Consider the following 14813-nt stretch of genomic DNA (forward strand, 5'->3'; position numbering starts at 1 on the left):
AATTTCATTTTCCGAGAAGAGGTGGCGAGGATGTCAGACTGCGTTTCGCGGCTAATCTCCCATGTTTATTGGCAGCACAAAGAGCAGTTCCAACTGGCAAGCGATCAATACGAGGAGTGGGTCATGTTCGTCATCGAATCGGGGGAGATGAAGTTCCGCATTGCCGGTCGGGAAGGAACGGCGGAAGCCGGCGATCTTATTCTCTGTCCGCCTCTCACCGACTTCGAGAGAGAGACCATCACCCCGCTGACCTTCCACTTTCTCGTCCTCGATTGCAAGCCGGAGGAGCAAGCGCCGATCGGCAGGATTCGGTTGTCCAGACAGGGAAGAGTGGCGGATAATTGCTCCATGCTTCGCCGCAATGCCGGCAGCAGATCGCCGTTTGCCTGGGAGCTGCGCTCGCATCTTGCCCATGATTTGTGGCTGCTGATCCTGATGGAGCATACGAGTCTTGGAGCCGATGGAGCCCAGAAGCATGCGGCGAACCCCGTTATGCTCGAGGTGAGAAATTACTTGAATGCCCATGCCTGCGAAGCGTTGTTGCTGAAGGATGTCGCCGGCAGGTTCCAGTTAACCCCCGTGCAGCTCACCAGGCAATTTCAGTCGGCATTCGGCGAGAAGCCGAATGACTATGTTACGGATCTTCGCATGCAGCAGGCATCCGAGCTTCTGCGCACGACCAACTGGACCATCGACGCCATTGCGGCGGAATGCGGCTACGAGAACGGCTTCTACCTGAGCCGGATCTTCACGGCCCGCATCGGCATGAACCCTTCGAGCTACAGGCAGAAGCTGCAGCTATAGAAGCGGCAAACGGCAAGCGCCTTGGTGGCGCCTGCCGCTTCCGCTTGCCGACTGTCATCTACAGCTGTAATGTCCTGCTTCGAGCGACCTCCCGGCCATCCGGTTATTCAACCCATTGCACGATTTCCTCCATCGCCTGCCTCGACTTCGGACGCGCCGGCTGCTCCTTGCGATAGCCGAAGGCTACGAAGCAAGCTACGCCGAATTCCTCTCCGTCCAGAAGTCCTTCCTCCCGCAGCGCTTGCTCCACTCCGTCTTTGTCAAAGCCCTCCATTGGACACGAATCGATGCCGATCTGAGCGGCGGCCGTCATCATATTGCCCACAGCCAGATAAGTTTGCCGGCAAGCCCACTCGAACATTGCGCGGTCATTCTCAATGAGCTTGAAGCCCTCGTTCAGAAATTGTTCATACTTCTGCTCCAGCATATCCGCAATGGCATCCGGCAGATGATGAACCTCCCGCATGATCCTCTGCACATGCGGCGAATCCGGAAGCATGGCTTGCTTCTTGCGCGCAAGAGCAACGACAAGATGGCTCGCCGTCGGGAGCTGTCCCTGCCCTCCCCAGACAACGGGAAGCAGCTTTCTCCGCAGCGCTTCGTTCTGCAGGACAAGGAAACGCCACGGCTCAAAGCCGTAAGAGCTCGGCGACAAGCGCGCGGTTTCCAATATGAACCCGAAGTCCTCCTGTGGTATTTTTTTCGATGAGTCGAACGCCTTGCAGGCATGTCTGAACCCGAATGCCTCCAGAATGGATGCTTTCTTGTCCTCTTTCGTTGCTTCATTCGTCAAGTGGTTTGTCGTTTCTGCTGTCATGACTTCCACACTCCTTTATGTTTTTTCTTCTTTTTATTATAATGAATGCATACAAAAATTAAAGTACGCACATTCATGATAGATAGTATCAATATTGATACCATAGGAGGCTGGCGAAATGACAAAATCGTTGGAAGAGCCCATAAAAGCGATGGATGCGGGCTCAACGTTAGAATGCTCGGATTACGTGGAGTGTCCCGTAGAATATACATTGAAGATTATAGGAGGAAGCTGGAAATCCATCCTGCTATACCGTCTCATGAGCGGCACGATGCGATTCAACGAGCTGCGCAGAAGCTGTCCTAACATTACGCAGCGAATGCTCACTCTGCAATTAAGAGATCTCGAAGAACACGGTCTCGTGCACCGGAAGGTGTATGCGGAGGTGCCGCCCAAGGTCGAATACTCGTTAACGGATAAAGGCAGATCGGTGCTTCCCATCATTCGCATGATGAAGGAATGGGGCGAGGAGCAGCGACAGCTATAGGCGGAGAGCCGTGCTGTCTAGACGAATGTCTCCGCGTCCCCGAACCGAACACCCTCCAATGAAAATCCCTTTCCAATGGCAAATTCGCCGCTTCCCTCATACAATACTCTGAGCCTATATGTAGGAGGTTGTTCAAGCTGCAACGACTTATGTGCAAAGGAAAGATTCACCGGGCTACGGTAACGGAAGCCGATCTCGATTATGTAGGAAGCATCACAATCGATGCTTTGTTGATGAAGAAAGCGAATATTCGCCCCTATGAAATGGTTCAAGTCACCTCACTCAGAAATGCGACGCGTTGGAAGACCTATGCCCTTCCGGCGCCGGAGCAGTCCGGGAAGATCTGCCTGAACGGCCCCCCCGCTCATCTGTTTCAGCCGGGAGACAAGGTGATTATTCTCAGTATGGGGCTGTTCCATGAGGAGGATACGGCTGAATTACAGCCTCGCGTTGTTTTTGTAGACGAACAAAATCAAATTGTGGGCATTGAAGCTCATGACACCCAGTATCCGGAGGGAAGCCCATCATGAAGCCGAGCTGGAACAAGTGGAGCAAATACACGATTATGAAGAAATCTTCGTCCCTTATCCCTTCGCTCCCCCAAACCCTGCCATTGTCTGCGCGGACGCTTGCGACGATGATTGATCGTTACAAAACGGTCATTGTGAAGCCTCGGGCCAAAAGCGGCGGAGCAGGCGTATTTCGGATTACGAAGCAGTCCCCCCGCCAGTTGCATGTGCGCTGGGAGAAGCACAGCCGCAAGGTCTCCGATATCTCTGCCGTCATGAGCTTGCTGAACAGGCATTCATTAGGAAGCGGTCTTGTTCAGCGATATGTGAATCTGGCGACAGTCGGCTCGAGACCCTTCGATGCGAGAGTCATGGTGCAGCGCGGAAGAAGCCGGTCATGGAAGGTGACGGGATCGTTAGCCAAGATTGCCGGGCCCGGTTATCTCGTAACCAATACGGCACGCAGCCGCGGATACGTGCTTCCGCTGCCCGAAGCGATCCGCAAGTCGCCAAGCCTTATGAATCAGAGCGGGAGCATCGTCAGCCAGTCGCATGCTTTGTCGCTTCGCACCGCCAGACATCTCCACGCTTATTATCCTTGGATTCGCACAGTAGGCATGGATGTGGGCATCGATCGAAAGGGCAAACCGTGGATCATTGAAGCGAATTTCTCCCCGAGCCGTTCCTTGTTCAAGAGGCTGAAGGATAAGTCCATGTACCGTCGCATTATAAAATGGGGTTAAGCTTGCCAAGCAGCGGCGTTCTCTCATTCGCGCAATGAAGCTCATACTTCATCGCATGGGAGGTATTGAACAGCACGACGCGATCCTTAGGCTGAATCCAGCCTTCTTCGCACAAGCTTACAAATCCTGCCCAGGTCGCCGCCCCTTCGGGCGATGCCGAAATTCCTCTGGCGCCCATCGCTCGCTGGGCGTCTTTTATTTCGTCTTGAGTGACTGCGACCGCGGTTCCTTTCATTTCTCTTAGGATTCGAACAAGCAGCTCCAGATCAGGCGGTCTTGGCACGCGCATGCCTGTCGCCGCTGGAGTTTCGGAGCCGCTGTCGGCTTTCCCCATAGCCGCGGCCAGCGGCGCGCAGCCCGATGCTTGCACGCAGACCATGCGAGGCAGCGGTCCCGTTATCATTCTCAATTCCTTCAGCTCGCGAAAGGCCTTCCACATCCCGATAACTCCTGAGCCTCCGCCGGTCGGATATACAATAACGCTTGGCAGCTGCCAGTTCAACTGCTCCGCAAGCTCGAAGCCCATCGTCTTCTTGCCTTCAACCCGGCCAGGCTCCTTCAGCGTGGAAACGGATGACCAGCCGAACAATCTTCTCCCCGCTTCCACCCATTGTCCGGCGTCATGAATAAGTCCCTTCACTCGAAAAGTGTCCGCCCCGTAATGCCTGCATTCCTGCACGATATACGGCGGGCAGTCCTCAGGCACGAAGACGCATGCATCCATGCCGGCAGAGGCCGCATAAGCCGCAAGCGCGCTCGCTGCATTCCCATTGGAGGCCAAGGCGGCTGTCCGCTTGCCTCTTTCCTTCAGCAGCGAGACGGCTACCGACATCCCGCGCGCTTTGAAGCTGCCGGTCGGATTCAGCTCTTCCCGCTTGATCCACAGCCGATCAACCGGCAGCTTCAGCTCCGCTATGCTCAAGAGAGACAAGGGAGTCCAACCTTCCCCTAATGATACGATATCCTCCGAAGCCGCTACGGGCAGAAGCTCCTTGTAACGCCACATAGACGCGGGTCGGTGCAAGAGCGCCTGCTTAGTCAATGTCTTCGCCGCTAATGCCAGATCGTATTCAACAAGTCGCACACCGCCGCAAACGCAGTTCATCTCTTCATAGGTGAATGCCGCAGACGAGCCGCATCTTGAGCATGTTACTCTAAGCCGGGTCATATCCTACCTCCATGCCAGTATAGTAAGCCGATAACGATTCCTTCATCATCTTATTCCCATGACAAACGATCAACACGGCTTATAACCAGCATGTTACTTATCTTTCCCGCCCACATCCGCCTGAAGGATGGCTGAACGCTCAACCAACCACGCAAGCCCTCCTGCCGCAAGCGTCGCCGCCGTCGCCGCTATGACCGAACCGCCGGCGTGGAAGAACAGAATCGGGACCCACGCAATAGCTAGCATCCGATGTACGGTGCGCATCCATTTATTTCTTATCCTCAGAATGAAATAACCATAACCCGCCAGCGTCAGCAATAACAGAAAATTCGCAATTCCGGACATGATTTTATGATCATGCGGCTTGATTATTAGGAAGTACGCGCCATGAACAGCGATGAACAAGAGAGTCGCCCATCCAAGCGGTTGATGAATGGCATGCAGCATTTTCCCGACCTTCCTCAAGAGCTGAGACGGGGATTTGCGTTTCCTCTTGAACCAATACCAAGAGAAGCTGACCGCTCCCATATACAGAGAGATTGTGCCAAGCGTCTTGACGATTCCCTCCATAGGGTGCTCGTGCTCTCTAATCCGTGGATGCGGAGTCAAGAAATAATAAACCAAGAGAAGAATTGCTGCAGCAACGGTGAAAATAGCCGGAATCCATACCTTCTTGTTTTTGCTCATCATACTCTCCCTTGTTCGGTATTTGATCGACAGTGTTCCATTCCCATTGTACATAGTCAAAATGAGAAATTCATGAGAGAGCCTTCCAATTTGTAAATCGACAAACGTCTATCAACAAAAAAAAGCTCTAAAATAATCAATGAGCTTGATCATTTCAGAGCTTTGTCCGCGATGCGCGGCTTCTTCTGTATCCTTTATTTCCCGGTCGTTTTTCTTGACTTCCACACCCAGCGCAGCACGAGGATCACAACCACAACCGCGATGATATAGCTGAACGGCTTGATATACGGCTCCGCTTCATCCCAGTTCTGCCCCAGACGGTAGCCTACATAGGTAAGCGCAATATTCCACGGGATGCAGCCGAGCGTTGTGAACACAACGAACTTGGCGAAGTTCATTCTTGCCACGCCTGCCGGCAGGGAAATGAAGGTCCGAATGAACGGCAAATTCCTCGTCGCGAACACCGTCCACTCGCCATATTTATGAAACCACGATTCCGCCTTGTCCAGATGATGCTCGTTCAGCAGCACATACTTGCCATACTTCAGGATGAACGCGCGTCCCCCGACAATTCCGATCCAGTAGGCCAATATGGAGCCGAGCAAGTTGCCGACAACGCCAGCGATCACAACCTCCGTGAAAGTAAAGTTTCCCGTAACCACATGAAAGCCGCCTACCAGCATAATGACTTCGCTTGGAAGAGGTATGCACGCACTCTCGATGAGCATGCCGAGTCCAATGCCCCAGATGCCCAGATTGTCAATCATCGTTTGAACAAATTCAGATAAAAATTCAAGAATAGCATGCAACTTTCAATCGACTCCTTCTCTCTAACCTGCATGCTTCAAAAGATATCATATTTATCTGAAAATAGCATGAGAATATTTGACCAGACCGGAAATTAAGCCCGGCTGCCCGCGTAGAAGGCCATGGCGTCGCGCATGAACAACGCCAGTCCTTCGCCAAACTTATCGATATTTTTCGTAAAACGCTCGTCATCGACATACATTTGCCCGAGGCTCTTGAACGCTTCGGGCGAATAGGCTCCCATACGATTCAGCAGGTCATACCATTCCTTAATCGCCGCCTGGGAAGCCTGCGATTCCGGATCATCATGACGAAGCGCCGCAAGCCTTCGATACAACGCGTTCATCTCCTCTTGGAATCGTTCGATGCTGCCGTCCTGCTTCATTGCGCCGAGCTTTGCATTCGAATCATCCACCGTCCGATCTCCCCAGCGCTCCCGCGCCTCTCCCTCATACGGATTGACTTCGCTGAAATCAAACCCTTCGAATTTCTCCTTGTTCGTCATGTTCATTTCTCCTCTCTCGTATTGCATCGTCTTCTCCACCGTCCGCAGCAGCCGGTCCAACTGATCGCGCTTCTCTCGCAGCATCTGCTTATGCCGGCTCAGCGCCTCCAAGCGGTCGAAGCTCTCGTCGGTCACGATCGCCCTGATTTGCTTCAAAGGAAATCCCAGCTCCCGATAAAAGCAAATTTGCTGCAGCAGCTCGAGATTACGCTGAGAATAGTCGCGATAGCCGGCTTCGGTTATCCCATCCGGAATCAGGAGACCAATCTCGTCATAATGATGCAGTGTGCGCACGCTGACGCCAGCGAGCTCCGCAACCTCTTTCACCTTCATCGTATTGCCCGCCCCCTTCTTGCTTCTCACTATAGAGTATCACGTAACGTGAGGGTCAATCCCCATTTTGTATTATTGCTGCGACAACAGATCAATCTTCCATGCGCTTTTCCAGAATGATCTGTTCTCTCCTCTGTGTATTGTGATATATAGTTCATATAGTAAAAACGACGCTTACCCTGCTTCATATACCCAAGCCATTCCTCTCGCAATTCTATACTATATACTAGCTTGAAAAATAAGTGTCGCGGAGGGATATTGCCTTGTCACTGGTGAAAGAAATAAAAAAGGTGCTGAAATCGCAAGAAGTAGAACAGCTAAACCTTCTCCTCGAGGATGGTTCTGTGCAAGAGCTTGCTCTGGCAGGCAAGAGCAAAGATGAGATTAAAGACATGCTCGCGGATGTAGACTGGGAGCCAGTTGCTGAAGTAGAGGCGGTTGTACATGATGAAAATTCAGAGGAAGCGGAAGAAAACGATCAAGAAGTCGACGATGAAGAGGAGGCGGCAGAAGACAAGGACGAAGAGGATGATGAGGATGAGAAGGAAAAAAAGAGAGCTAAAAAGCTGAAAAAGGCGCTGAAGAAAAAAGAAAAGAAAAAAGAAAAAAAGAAGATGAATAGGGATCATCATGCTGATTCTGATTGTGATCCTGTTTGTGATCATGATCACGACCATCATCATGATCCTGACGATGATGATGACGACGAAGACGAGGAATAACTTCTCCCTTGCATGATACGTTTGAACAGCGCCTGCGAACTTTGCTTCGCAGGCTTCTTCGCTTCTGCAACTGTCAGGTCGCAGCGGATCGTAAAAACGACTCGAGAGGCGGCGCTCCATCATAGAAAACAGAAGCCCGCTGCACATGCACCGGGCCTCTTCCTTTATCTCAATTCAAACATTGCGCCCTAGCTCCCCCACACCTCCAGTATGTTGCCTGCCACATGATTCCAGGTAAAATGGTCCTCGACCAGCTTGCGGCCTTGCAAGCCCATCCGACCTGCGTTGCCTGGATTAGAAAGCATAGCGTTGATATGATCGGCGTATTCAAGCGGATTCTCCGGATCCTGAACAATAACGCCGTTATTGCCCCGAATAATTTCCGGATTTCCTCCCCTCGCCGTTGTGATAAGCGGCAGGCCGGCCGCCATTGCCTCATAATGGACGCGCGCCAGCGGCTCTTCCCAGATGGATGTGCAGACGAATACATCCGCCGCGCAGTACCATTTATGCACATCCTGCGCCTGCACATAGCCTGTTGTCTTAACCGGAATCGGCGACCGCTCGGCCATTGCGCGCAGATAGGCGATATAGTCGCTGATGCGATCATCGCTGAACCAGGCCGCGCCGACAATAACAAGCACCGCATCTTGCTGCTTAATATGATTCATTGCCCGAACGAGCACATGCGGACCTTTGTTCCGGGAAAGCCTTCCGACGAACAGGATTACCTTCTTGTTCCCGAGCTGATGCTCCGCCCGAATTTGTTCCCGATCCCGCTTCGCCGAATTGGATTGCCTGTATGGCGCGAATTTCGATAGATCCACGCCGGAATAGATCGTTCTGATCTTGCCAGCCGCCTCCGGATAGTCCTTGCAGATCGTCGCTCCGATATAATTGCTGATGGTTACGATGGTATCCACCCTCGCCACAACCGCATTTCCTTCTTGCCTGTTCAGCTTGAGCGAATTGAACATATCATTATGCATGCTGAGCACAATTCGCGCATTTGGCCGCACGGAATCGACAGGCATCACCAACCTCGGCCGGTTAAAAATATGAATTACATCGAATTGCTCATTGCTTTGCGCGAGATAGGGAATGATATTCTCCATATAAATGTCCAGAATTCCCTTCGATTCGAATCGCCGGTATCGAATTCCGTTCACTGTCTCCGATTCCGGCAAATCCGGATCGCTCCGGCTGATGATCGTTAATTGATGCTGTCTGCTCAGCAGTTCCTTCACTCCGTCAATATACGTCTGAATCGCCCCGCCGCGAATATTCGGAACGGGAAGCTTCTCTGTGCATATCATCAATATATTCATAGCGCCGCCTCCTCAGCCTCGGTTTTCATGCGGGCAGAGAGATACGCTTTCTCATGATTCGCAAGCAAGCGATTCGGCGAAGAATGAATCAGCCAGCTCTCATGCGACTCTCCCGAATGGCTCTTCACTTGCGCCCTTGCCCTGACCCTCTGCAGCTGCTTGCCGGTCGGCTTTCGCTTTCCCTTCGGCGCCTGCTTGCGCGATGGGCCGGATGCCGCTCCGCTGACGCGGCGGTCCGTAAGCGGACTCGAAGCTTTGGCAGACTTGCTGCGCTTCACTTCCCTGCGAGGTCCCTTTCCGCCTTGCGCCTCTTCTATCGCTTTTCTGCGTTTAGTCGCACGGTCAGCTTCCTTGCTTTTCGACTTTCTGGAAGGAACGAGTTCAAGCGTCTTCTTCAGAGGCACCGCCTCGCTGCCCGGCTTCACGCTCACCGTTTTTTTCAATTTCTTGTATTTGTTCTTATTGATCGATTGCTCATTCTTTCGACTTTCTTCCTTCTGCAGACGCTTCTCATCCTTTTCTTGCAGCTCTTGCTTCATTCTCTCTCCTCGTTCACGTTCGCTGTTCTTGCCTGTTTTTTTGCGGCTCTTTGTTTTCTTTTTCTTCTTCTGCGACTTCTCTCTCTCGTCATCTTCGTCTTCATCCTCTTGCGTATATTCCTCCATCGGCGGCATGGCGGTACCCTGCTTTGCGTAATCGCGATAGCTGAACGGCAAGCTCGCTTCTTCCTCGATTTCCGGATAATCGCCTGACGGGTACATCTCCATGTCCTGCTCCAGCTCCCGCAGAACCTCCCATTTGTTCGCTTCCGTCGCCACGACCCGATCGAGAATTGCATTCAGTTCGGTGTTCATGAAGGTTACGGGATCGAACACGATTTCTTTGGTATGCTTATAAAATTCATTCGGAAACGCCATATCGAGCCACAACAGCTCGAATGTCTCTCGATCTAACGGATTCGCCCGATGATAGGCTTCGATTACGCCGCGTATCCAAACAATGTCCCATGCGCCCATATCATCCATGGTGCTGGTAATGATCTTGCGCAGGTCCCTGATCGGCAAGTCGAAAGCGACGCCGTCCAGATCGATGACCCAGATGCCGCCAGGACCCATCTGCCCGTTCGACCAGCCGTAATCCTGATGGGCAAGACCCCAGTGCGAGCCGCCCTTGCGAACCATTTTGGAATAGGACGAGGCTTGAAAACGCTTGTAAATATCCTGCGCCTGACCCTCGAACATATCAAGAACGCTTAAGAGATGCGCGCTGGCTTCGGTATCCCGGTAAGCGTTCGCCAGATGTCTGAACCAGCCAATCTTCGACATAATCTTCTGATATTGACTATCCCACTTGTAAATCCGAGACGATTTGCCCGCCTCGGGAGGCGGAACGTAGCCCTTCGTCCATTGATGAAATTCGCCAAGTCCGTGGCAGAGCGTCATCGATCCGTCCAGATCGATCTTGGCGACAGGCGCCAACTCCACGATCCAATCGGTGACAATCCATAGCTTGCCGCCCGCTGCGACCGAATTGCGATCATCCTTCGTGTGAATGATGGCCGGCACCCTGCCGCCGTTCGCGACCACATATTCCTGCGCCGCCACACTGAACAGGCTTCGCTCCGGCGTGCGGTGAAGCACCTTCAAGCTGCGCGCGCCATGATTCGTTTCGATGCGCCAGATCGCTCCGCCTTTGTCGGGCTTCGACGTAATCAGCGTCATTTGATTCACTCGCATATCATAGGATTCGCAAACCTTGCGGGCAAGCTCCTCCAACTCGGGCGGGACATATTGTTCCAGATTTATATTAGGCGAATCTTCCAGCAGCAGATCATCCCAAGGTACGATTTGATAGCCTTCCAAACCTATAACCTCCACTCAGAGTAACTGTAGAAACGTTGTTCTTCTATGTATATGACCGCGGGGCAAGGGTCGATATGTATAAGCGTGGAGGGTCATTCGCACATTTATGAAGGTGGTGTAAAGATATTGAGGTGTTTTTGGAGTAATGTTTCTTACTGACCTGTCGCTGCTGGAAGAGATCGATCTTGAGATCGCCGTTGTTTCCGGGTGTCAATTATTAAGCCGACGCAGTTGTTGAGTCGTGGGAGCATAGGAGAGGGAGGGGGGGGGATTAACTGTGGATCACCTACTTGTGGAACACCTCAGCCAGTTCCGCATTTGAAGCTCTAGCGCTGAATATCAGCGCTAGTGCGCCAGTCGCCAGTCGGGGCGACATCCGAGGCTGCTGCGCTGAGTAACCCATTCGCCCTGATGCACAATGAATCGACAACCTCAAAGGAGAACGTTATCGCTTCTCCGGCAGGATCCGTGCTCTCCTTTGTGTTTCGTTACATTTTCTCGTTCAGCTTATATAGTTGAAGCGGACTCGCGCAATTGGACAGAATGCAACTAAGCCTTTTCGTATCAGCAACCAGCAGATTTTCGCATACGATGTAAGCGAAAGGAGTGAAGCTAATTATGCCTGCTTACCGCATTATTATCGATTTGTCGGATCGCATGCTGTATCTGCTCGATGACAACACCGTTATTCATTCCTACCCCGTCGGCATTGGCAGGATGGTGACACAGACTCCGATTGGGGAATTTACAATTGTGAACAAACAAGCATGGCCCGGCGGTCCCTTCGGCGCGTTCTGGATGGGGCTCTCGAAGCCGCATTATGGGATTCACGGCACGAATGATCCCTCTTCGATCGGCCATCTGGTCTCGCATGGCTGCATCCGCATGTACAACGAGGATGTTCTTGCGCTGTCGCGTCTTGTACCAGTGGGCACCCGAGTGACAATTCGGCCTTAGGGGCGCCGTGTTTGCTGGGCTGTAAGTCGATTTTTTCGACTTACAGACCTCCGCGAGCGCATTTCCCGGGCTGTAAGTCGATTTTTTCGACTTACAGACCTCCGCGAGCGCGGTTCCCGAGCTGTAAGTCGATTTTTTCGACTTACAGATACCGCGCCGCCATTATTTACACCGTTTATCTACATAGCTACGCTGCAAGGGGAGCAAGATCTTCGCTGATACGTTGTTCAGCGTTGCTTGGTTCAGGAGCCCGCCGTTCGGCTCAGATGCCCTTCTCCAGTACCCGCTTCACAAGTCTCTTCGGAGCTGCGAGCAGATAGGCCTCCTTCAGCAATTGGCCCATTTCCTCCCAGCTCTCGGGCTCGCGGACGCCTACCCAGCCCCGATGGCCGATATAGCGCGGCTTATAGAATTGCTCCTGCTGGAGCAATATTTCCTGACCTTCCAGGTCGCATTTGAAGTTCATTCCGAAGTCGCTCATCATGATGAACGACTTGTCCCGCACTTTGAAGGTTGTATGTCCATGCCCGTCAATAAGCTCTGTTACTTCGGGCAAGAAGGCGACAAGCTTGCGCACCTGCTCCAAGCTATGAATGCCCTCCGGCGTCTTCATTCCGCTCAAGTCATGCTTCTCATCCATCCAACACATTCCCCTTTCATGTTTGTCACATTCCTCCTGTGCTATTGTCGCAAAAATCGTTTGAATACTGCTAGTATGGTCTAATTATTGCAAGAGCACAAATCGAGATTGCTGCCAGAAAGCAGACTCATAAACTCCAACGCACTGAAAAACGCTCTCGGTTGCGAATTATATGTAAGACAAAATGAGCAAATTGCCCGCAGCTAGATTTGGAGGAACATGCATGAACTTAACGATTCCGCATCAGAACTCAAAAAGAAGGGTTAAATGGAGAAAGCTTGCGCTAGTCATCATACTCGCCATCGTCATACTCGTTTCCTCAAGTTTTATGATATTCCATATGTTGGTTGCCAGCCAGGATGTATCCTTATTGGAGGAACCGCTGCCGGCCGCCACGATTATATACGATCAGAACAAGGAGGAAGCGCTTCGTATTTCGCCGAAAAAAGCCGAGGCCGTCAGCTATGACAGCCTGCCCGTAACTATCATTAATGCGGTTGTTGCGGTCGAAGACAAGCGATTCTTCGAGCATAGCGGCATGGATTTGCAAGGAATCGGCCGCGCCATGCTGACCAACCTGAAGAGTGGCAAGACCGTGCAGGGGGCAAGCACCATCACGCAGCAGCTGGCGAAGAATGTATTCCTAAGCCAGGAACGAACCTGGACAAGGAAGTGGAAGGAGCTTCTGCTGGCCGAAAAGATCGAGAAAAATTACGATAAACAGCAAATCATTACTTATTATTTAAATGGGATTTATTTGGGCGAAGGGGCCTGGGGAATCAAGAAAGCTTCAGAGACGTACTTCGGGATCCCCGTGGACGAGCTGTCGCTAACGCAGTCCGCGCTCCTTGCGGGAATCATCAAGGCGCCTTCGGCGCTCTCGCCCTACAGCCATCCGGAAGAAGCGCTCGCCCGCAGAAATGTTGTGCTGAAGCTCATGAAGGAGCAAGGCAAGATTGACTCGGCTGCTTATGAAGCTGCCACGAAAGAGCCGCTTCACATTCGAAGCGCGAAGCCCGGCAGCGATAATGCGATGAAATTCCCCTACTTCATCGACCAAGTCATTCGCGAGGCAGGCCAAAAGTACGGACTTACGGAAAATGAAATGCTGCATGGGGGATTTCGCATCTATACGACGCTTGATATGCGCATGCAGGAAGCGGCAGAGGCGGTTTATGCGCAGGACAGCCTGTTCCCCGCAAGCAGCTCCGATCAATTGATTCAAAGCGGAGCCGTGCTGGTCGATCCCCGGGACGGAGGCATAAGAGCTCTTATCGGCGGGCGCGGCGAGCAGCCGTTCCGCGGCTTTAACCGGGCGGTACAGCTGAAACGCCAGCCAGGTTCGACGATAAAGCCGATTGCGGTCTATACGCCCGCGTTAGAACGCGGCTATACGCCTGAGAGCGTGTTGATGGATGAGCCGGTTAATATCGGAGGCTATCAGCCTACCAATGCCGGCGGCGGTTATCATGGAGCGGTATCGCTATATGAGGCCCTGACTCATTCCTATAATGTGCCTGCCGTTTCTCTGCTCAATGAGATGGGCATTGATGCAGCCATGGACTCGGCCGAACGGTTCGGGATAGAGTTGACGGATGCCGACCGGACGCTTGGACTTGCGCTTGGGGGACTCCAGGAGGGGGTATCTCCGCTTGATATGGCCGAGGCATTTGGCGTGTTTGCGAATGACGGAACACGGATTCCCGCGCATTCCATTGCGCGCATTGAAACGCCCGAGGGCGAAATCATTGCCGAGGCAGAATCCGGAGCAAGCGTGAAAGTCACCGACCCGTCGATTGCCCGAACCATGACCGCGATGCTTGAAGGCGTTGTGAAGGAAGGTACGGGCACAGCCGCATCCCTTGGAGACCGCCCGTTAGCCGGCAAGACAGGCACGACAGACATGCCGGGAACAGGAGACCAAGGCATCAAGGACAATTGGTTTGTCGGCTATACGCCGCAGCTTGTCGGAGCCGTGTGGCTTGGTTATGACCATACGGACGCCGCGCATTACTTAACGACCACCTCGAAAGCAGCGGCTGTCGTGTTCCAGAAGCTCATGAGCGAGGCTCTTAAGGGTGAACCAGTCATGACTTTTCCGGTCACGCAAGGAAAGCCGGGCAAAGCTGACCCGCCCGGCAAAACAAAAGAAGAAAAAGAGAAAAAGAAAAAACCAAAGGATGAGCATCCAGGGAAGGGAAAAGCGGAGAAGGAGGACAAAAAGAATAAACACGCAGGAAATTCAAAAGGGAAAAACAAAGGGAGAGGCAAGAACTAGAAATCGAAAATGAACAGCGTTACTTTCGTCCTCGGCCCTTGCAGCCTGCGTTCGGCTCTAACAGACATTTTGGAGGCTGTCTTTTAACTGTGGATCACCTGCTTATGGCACACCTCAGCCAGTTCCGCATTTCAAGCTGCAGCGCTGAAAAACAGAGCTAGAGTAC

General features: G+C 52.4%; 15 protein-coding genes. 7 read left to right on the forward strand and 8 right to left on the reverse strand.

The window, feature by feature from the left end:
* Nucleotides 1-30: 30 nt before the first annotated feature.
* On the forward strand, nt 31-804 hold the full coding sequence (locus HFP08_RS23885) for a helix-turn-helix transcriptional regulator (RefSeq protein ID WP_168123141.1): 774 nt from the start codon (nt 31-33) through the stop codon (nt 802-804).
* Nucleotides 805-907: 103 nt separating this feature from the next.
* On the opposite strand, the gene HFP08_RS23890 is transcribed toward HFP08_RS23885, so the two are convergent.
* A complete protein-coding gene (locus HFP08_RS23890; RefSeq protein WP_168123142.1) occupies nt 908-1621 on the reverse strand; it encodes an NAD(P)H-dependent oxidoreductase in 714 nt (237 codons plus the stop codon).
* Between the two features lie 151 nt (nt 1622-1772).
* Between HFP08_RS23890 and HFP08_RS23895 the strand changes: the two genes are divergently transcribed.
* From HFP08_RS23895 to HFP08_RS23905, 3 genes are all read left to right on the forward strand, one after another.
* Nucleotides 1773-2108 carry a winged helix-turn-helix transcriptional regulator gene (locus tag HFP08_RS23895; protein WP_168123175.1) on the forward strand — a complete coding sequence of 112 codons (336 nt, stop codon included), beginning with the start codon at nt 1773-1775 and terminating at the stop codon, nt 2106-2108.
* Between the two features lie 137 nt (nt 2109-2245).
* On the forward strand, nt 2246-2638 hold the full coding sequence (panD, locus tag HFP08_RS23900) for an aspartate 1-decarboxylase (RefSeq protein WP_168123176.1): 393 nt from the start codon (nt 2246-2248) through the stop codon (nt 2636-2638).
* Complete coding sequence (locus tag HFP08_RS23905) at nt 2635-3360, forward strand: YheC/YheD family protein (protein WP_168123143.1); 726 nt, start codon at nt 2635-2637, stop codon at nt 3358-3360. The genes panD and HFP08_RS23905 overlap by 4 nt, the downstream gene beginning before the upstream one ends.
* Here HFP08_RS23905 and HFP08_RS23910 read toward each other — a convergent pair.
* The 4 genes from HFP08_RS23910 to HFP08_RS23925 form a co-directional block, all read right to left on the reverse strand.
* Nucleotides 3344-4528, reverse strand: a complete 1185-nt coding sequence (locus tag HFP08_RS23910; RefSeq protein ID WP_168123144.1) for a threonine synthase — start codon at nt 4526-4528, stop codon at nt 3344-3346. The two genes, HFP08_RS23905 and HFP08_RS23910, sit on opposite strands and share 17 nt — an antisense overlap.
* Before the next feature lie 93 nt (nt 4529-4621).
* On the reverse strand, nt 4622-5218 hold the full coding sequence (locus tag HFP08_RS23915; RefSeq protein ID WP_168123145.1) for a hypothetical protein: 597 nt from the start codon (nt 5216-5218) through the stop codon (nt 4622-4624).
* A 191-nt stretch (nt 5219-5409) separates the two neighbouring features.
* Nucleotides 5410-5982: a DedA family protein gene (locus tag HFP08_RS23920; RefSeq protein ID WP_168123177.1), complete on the reverse strand. Its 573-nt coding sequence runs from the start codon at nt 5980-5982 to the stop codon at nt 5410-5412.
* A 134-nt stretch (nt 5983-6116) separates the two neighbouring features.
* Entirely contained in the window at nt 6117-6860 is a 744-nt protein-coding gene (locus HFP08_RS23925) for a MerR family transcriptional regulator (RefSeq protein ID WP_168123178.1), read from the reverse strand.
* Nucleotides 6861-7123: 263 nt separating this feature from the next.
* Between HFP08_RS23925 and HFP08_RS23930 the strand changes: the two genes are divergently transcribed.
* Nucleotides 7124-7582 (forward strand): hypothetical protein, encoded by a 459-nt coding sequence (locus HFP08_RS23930; protein WP_168123146.1) that lies wholly within the window; start codon nt 7124-7126, stop codon nt 7580-7582.
* Between the two features lie 188 nt (nt 7583-7770).
* Here HFP08_RS23930 and HFP08_RS23935 read toward each other — a convergent pair whose 3' ends face one another.
* Together HFP08_RS23935 and HFP08_RS23940 are read right to left on the reverse strand one after the other, a co-directional pair.
* Nucleotides 7771-8910, reverse strand: a complete 1140-nt coding sequence (locus HFP08_RS23935; RefSeq protein WP_168123147.1) for a glycosyltransferase family 4 protein — start codon at nt 8908-8910, stop codon at nt 7771-7773.
* Nucleotides 8907-10772: a CotS family spore coat protein gene (locus HFP08_RS23940; RefSeq protein WP_168123148.1), complete on the reverse strand. Its 1866-nt coding sequence runs from the start codon at nt 10770-10772 to the stop codon at nt 8907-8909. Before HFP08_RS23940 ends, HFP08_RS23935 begins: the two co-directional genes overlap by 4 nt.
* A 618-nt stretch (nt 10773-11390) precedes the next feature.
* Here HFP08_RS23940 and HFP08_RS23945 point away from each other — a divergent pair.
* A complete protein-coding gene (locus tag HFP08_RS23945) occupies nt 11391-11729 on the forward strand; it encodes a L,D-transpeptidase (RefSeq protein WP_168123149.1) in 339 nt (112 codons plus the stop codon).
* Between the two features lie 262 nt (nt 11730-11991).
* Here HFP08_RS23945 and HFP08_RS23950 read toward each other — a convergent pair whose 3' ends face one another.
* On the reverse strand, nt 11992-12369 hold the full coding sequence (locus HFP08_RS23950) for an MmcQ/YjbR family DNA-binding protein (RefSeq protein ID WP_168123150.1): 378 nt from the start codon (nt 12367-12369) through the stop codon (nt 11992-11994).
* 223 nt (nt 12370-12592) lie between these two features.
* Between HFP08_RS23950 and HFP08_RS23955 the strand changes: the two genes are divergently transcribed.
* A complete protein-coding gene (locus HFP08_RS23955) occupies nt 12593-14647 on the forward strand; it encodes a transglycosylase domain-containing protein (protein WP_168123151.1) in 2055 nt (684 codons plus the stop codon).
* Nucleotides 14648-14813: the final 166 nt, after the last annotated feature.

The sequence above is a fragment of the Paenibacillus sp. HB172176 genome, from assembly GCF_011947265.1.
In the GTDB taxonomy this organism is placed as follows: Bacteria; Bacillota; Bacilli; order Paenibacillales; family Paenibacillaceae; genus Pristimantibacillus.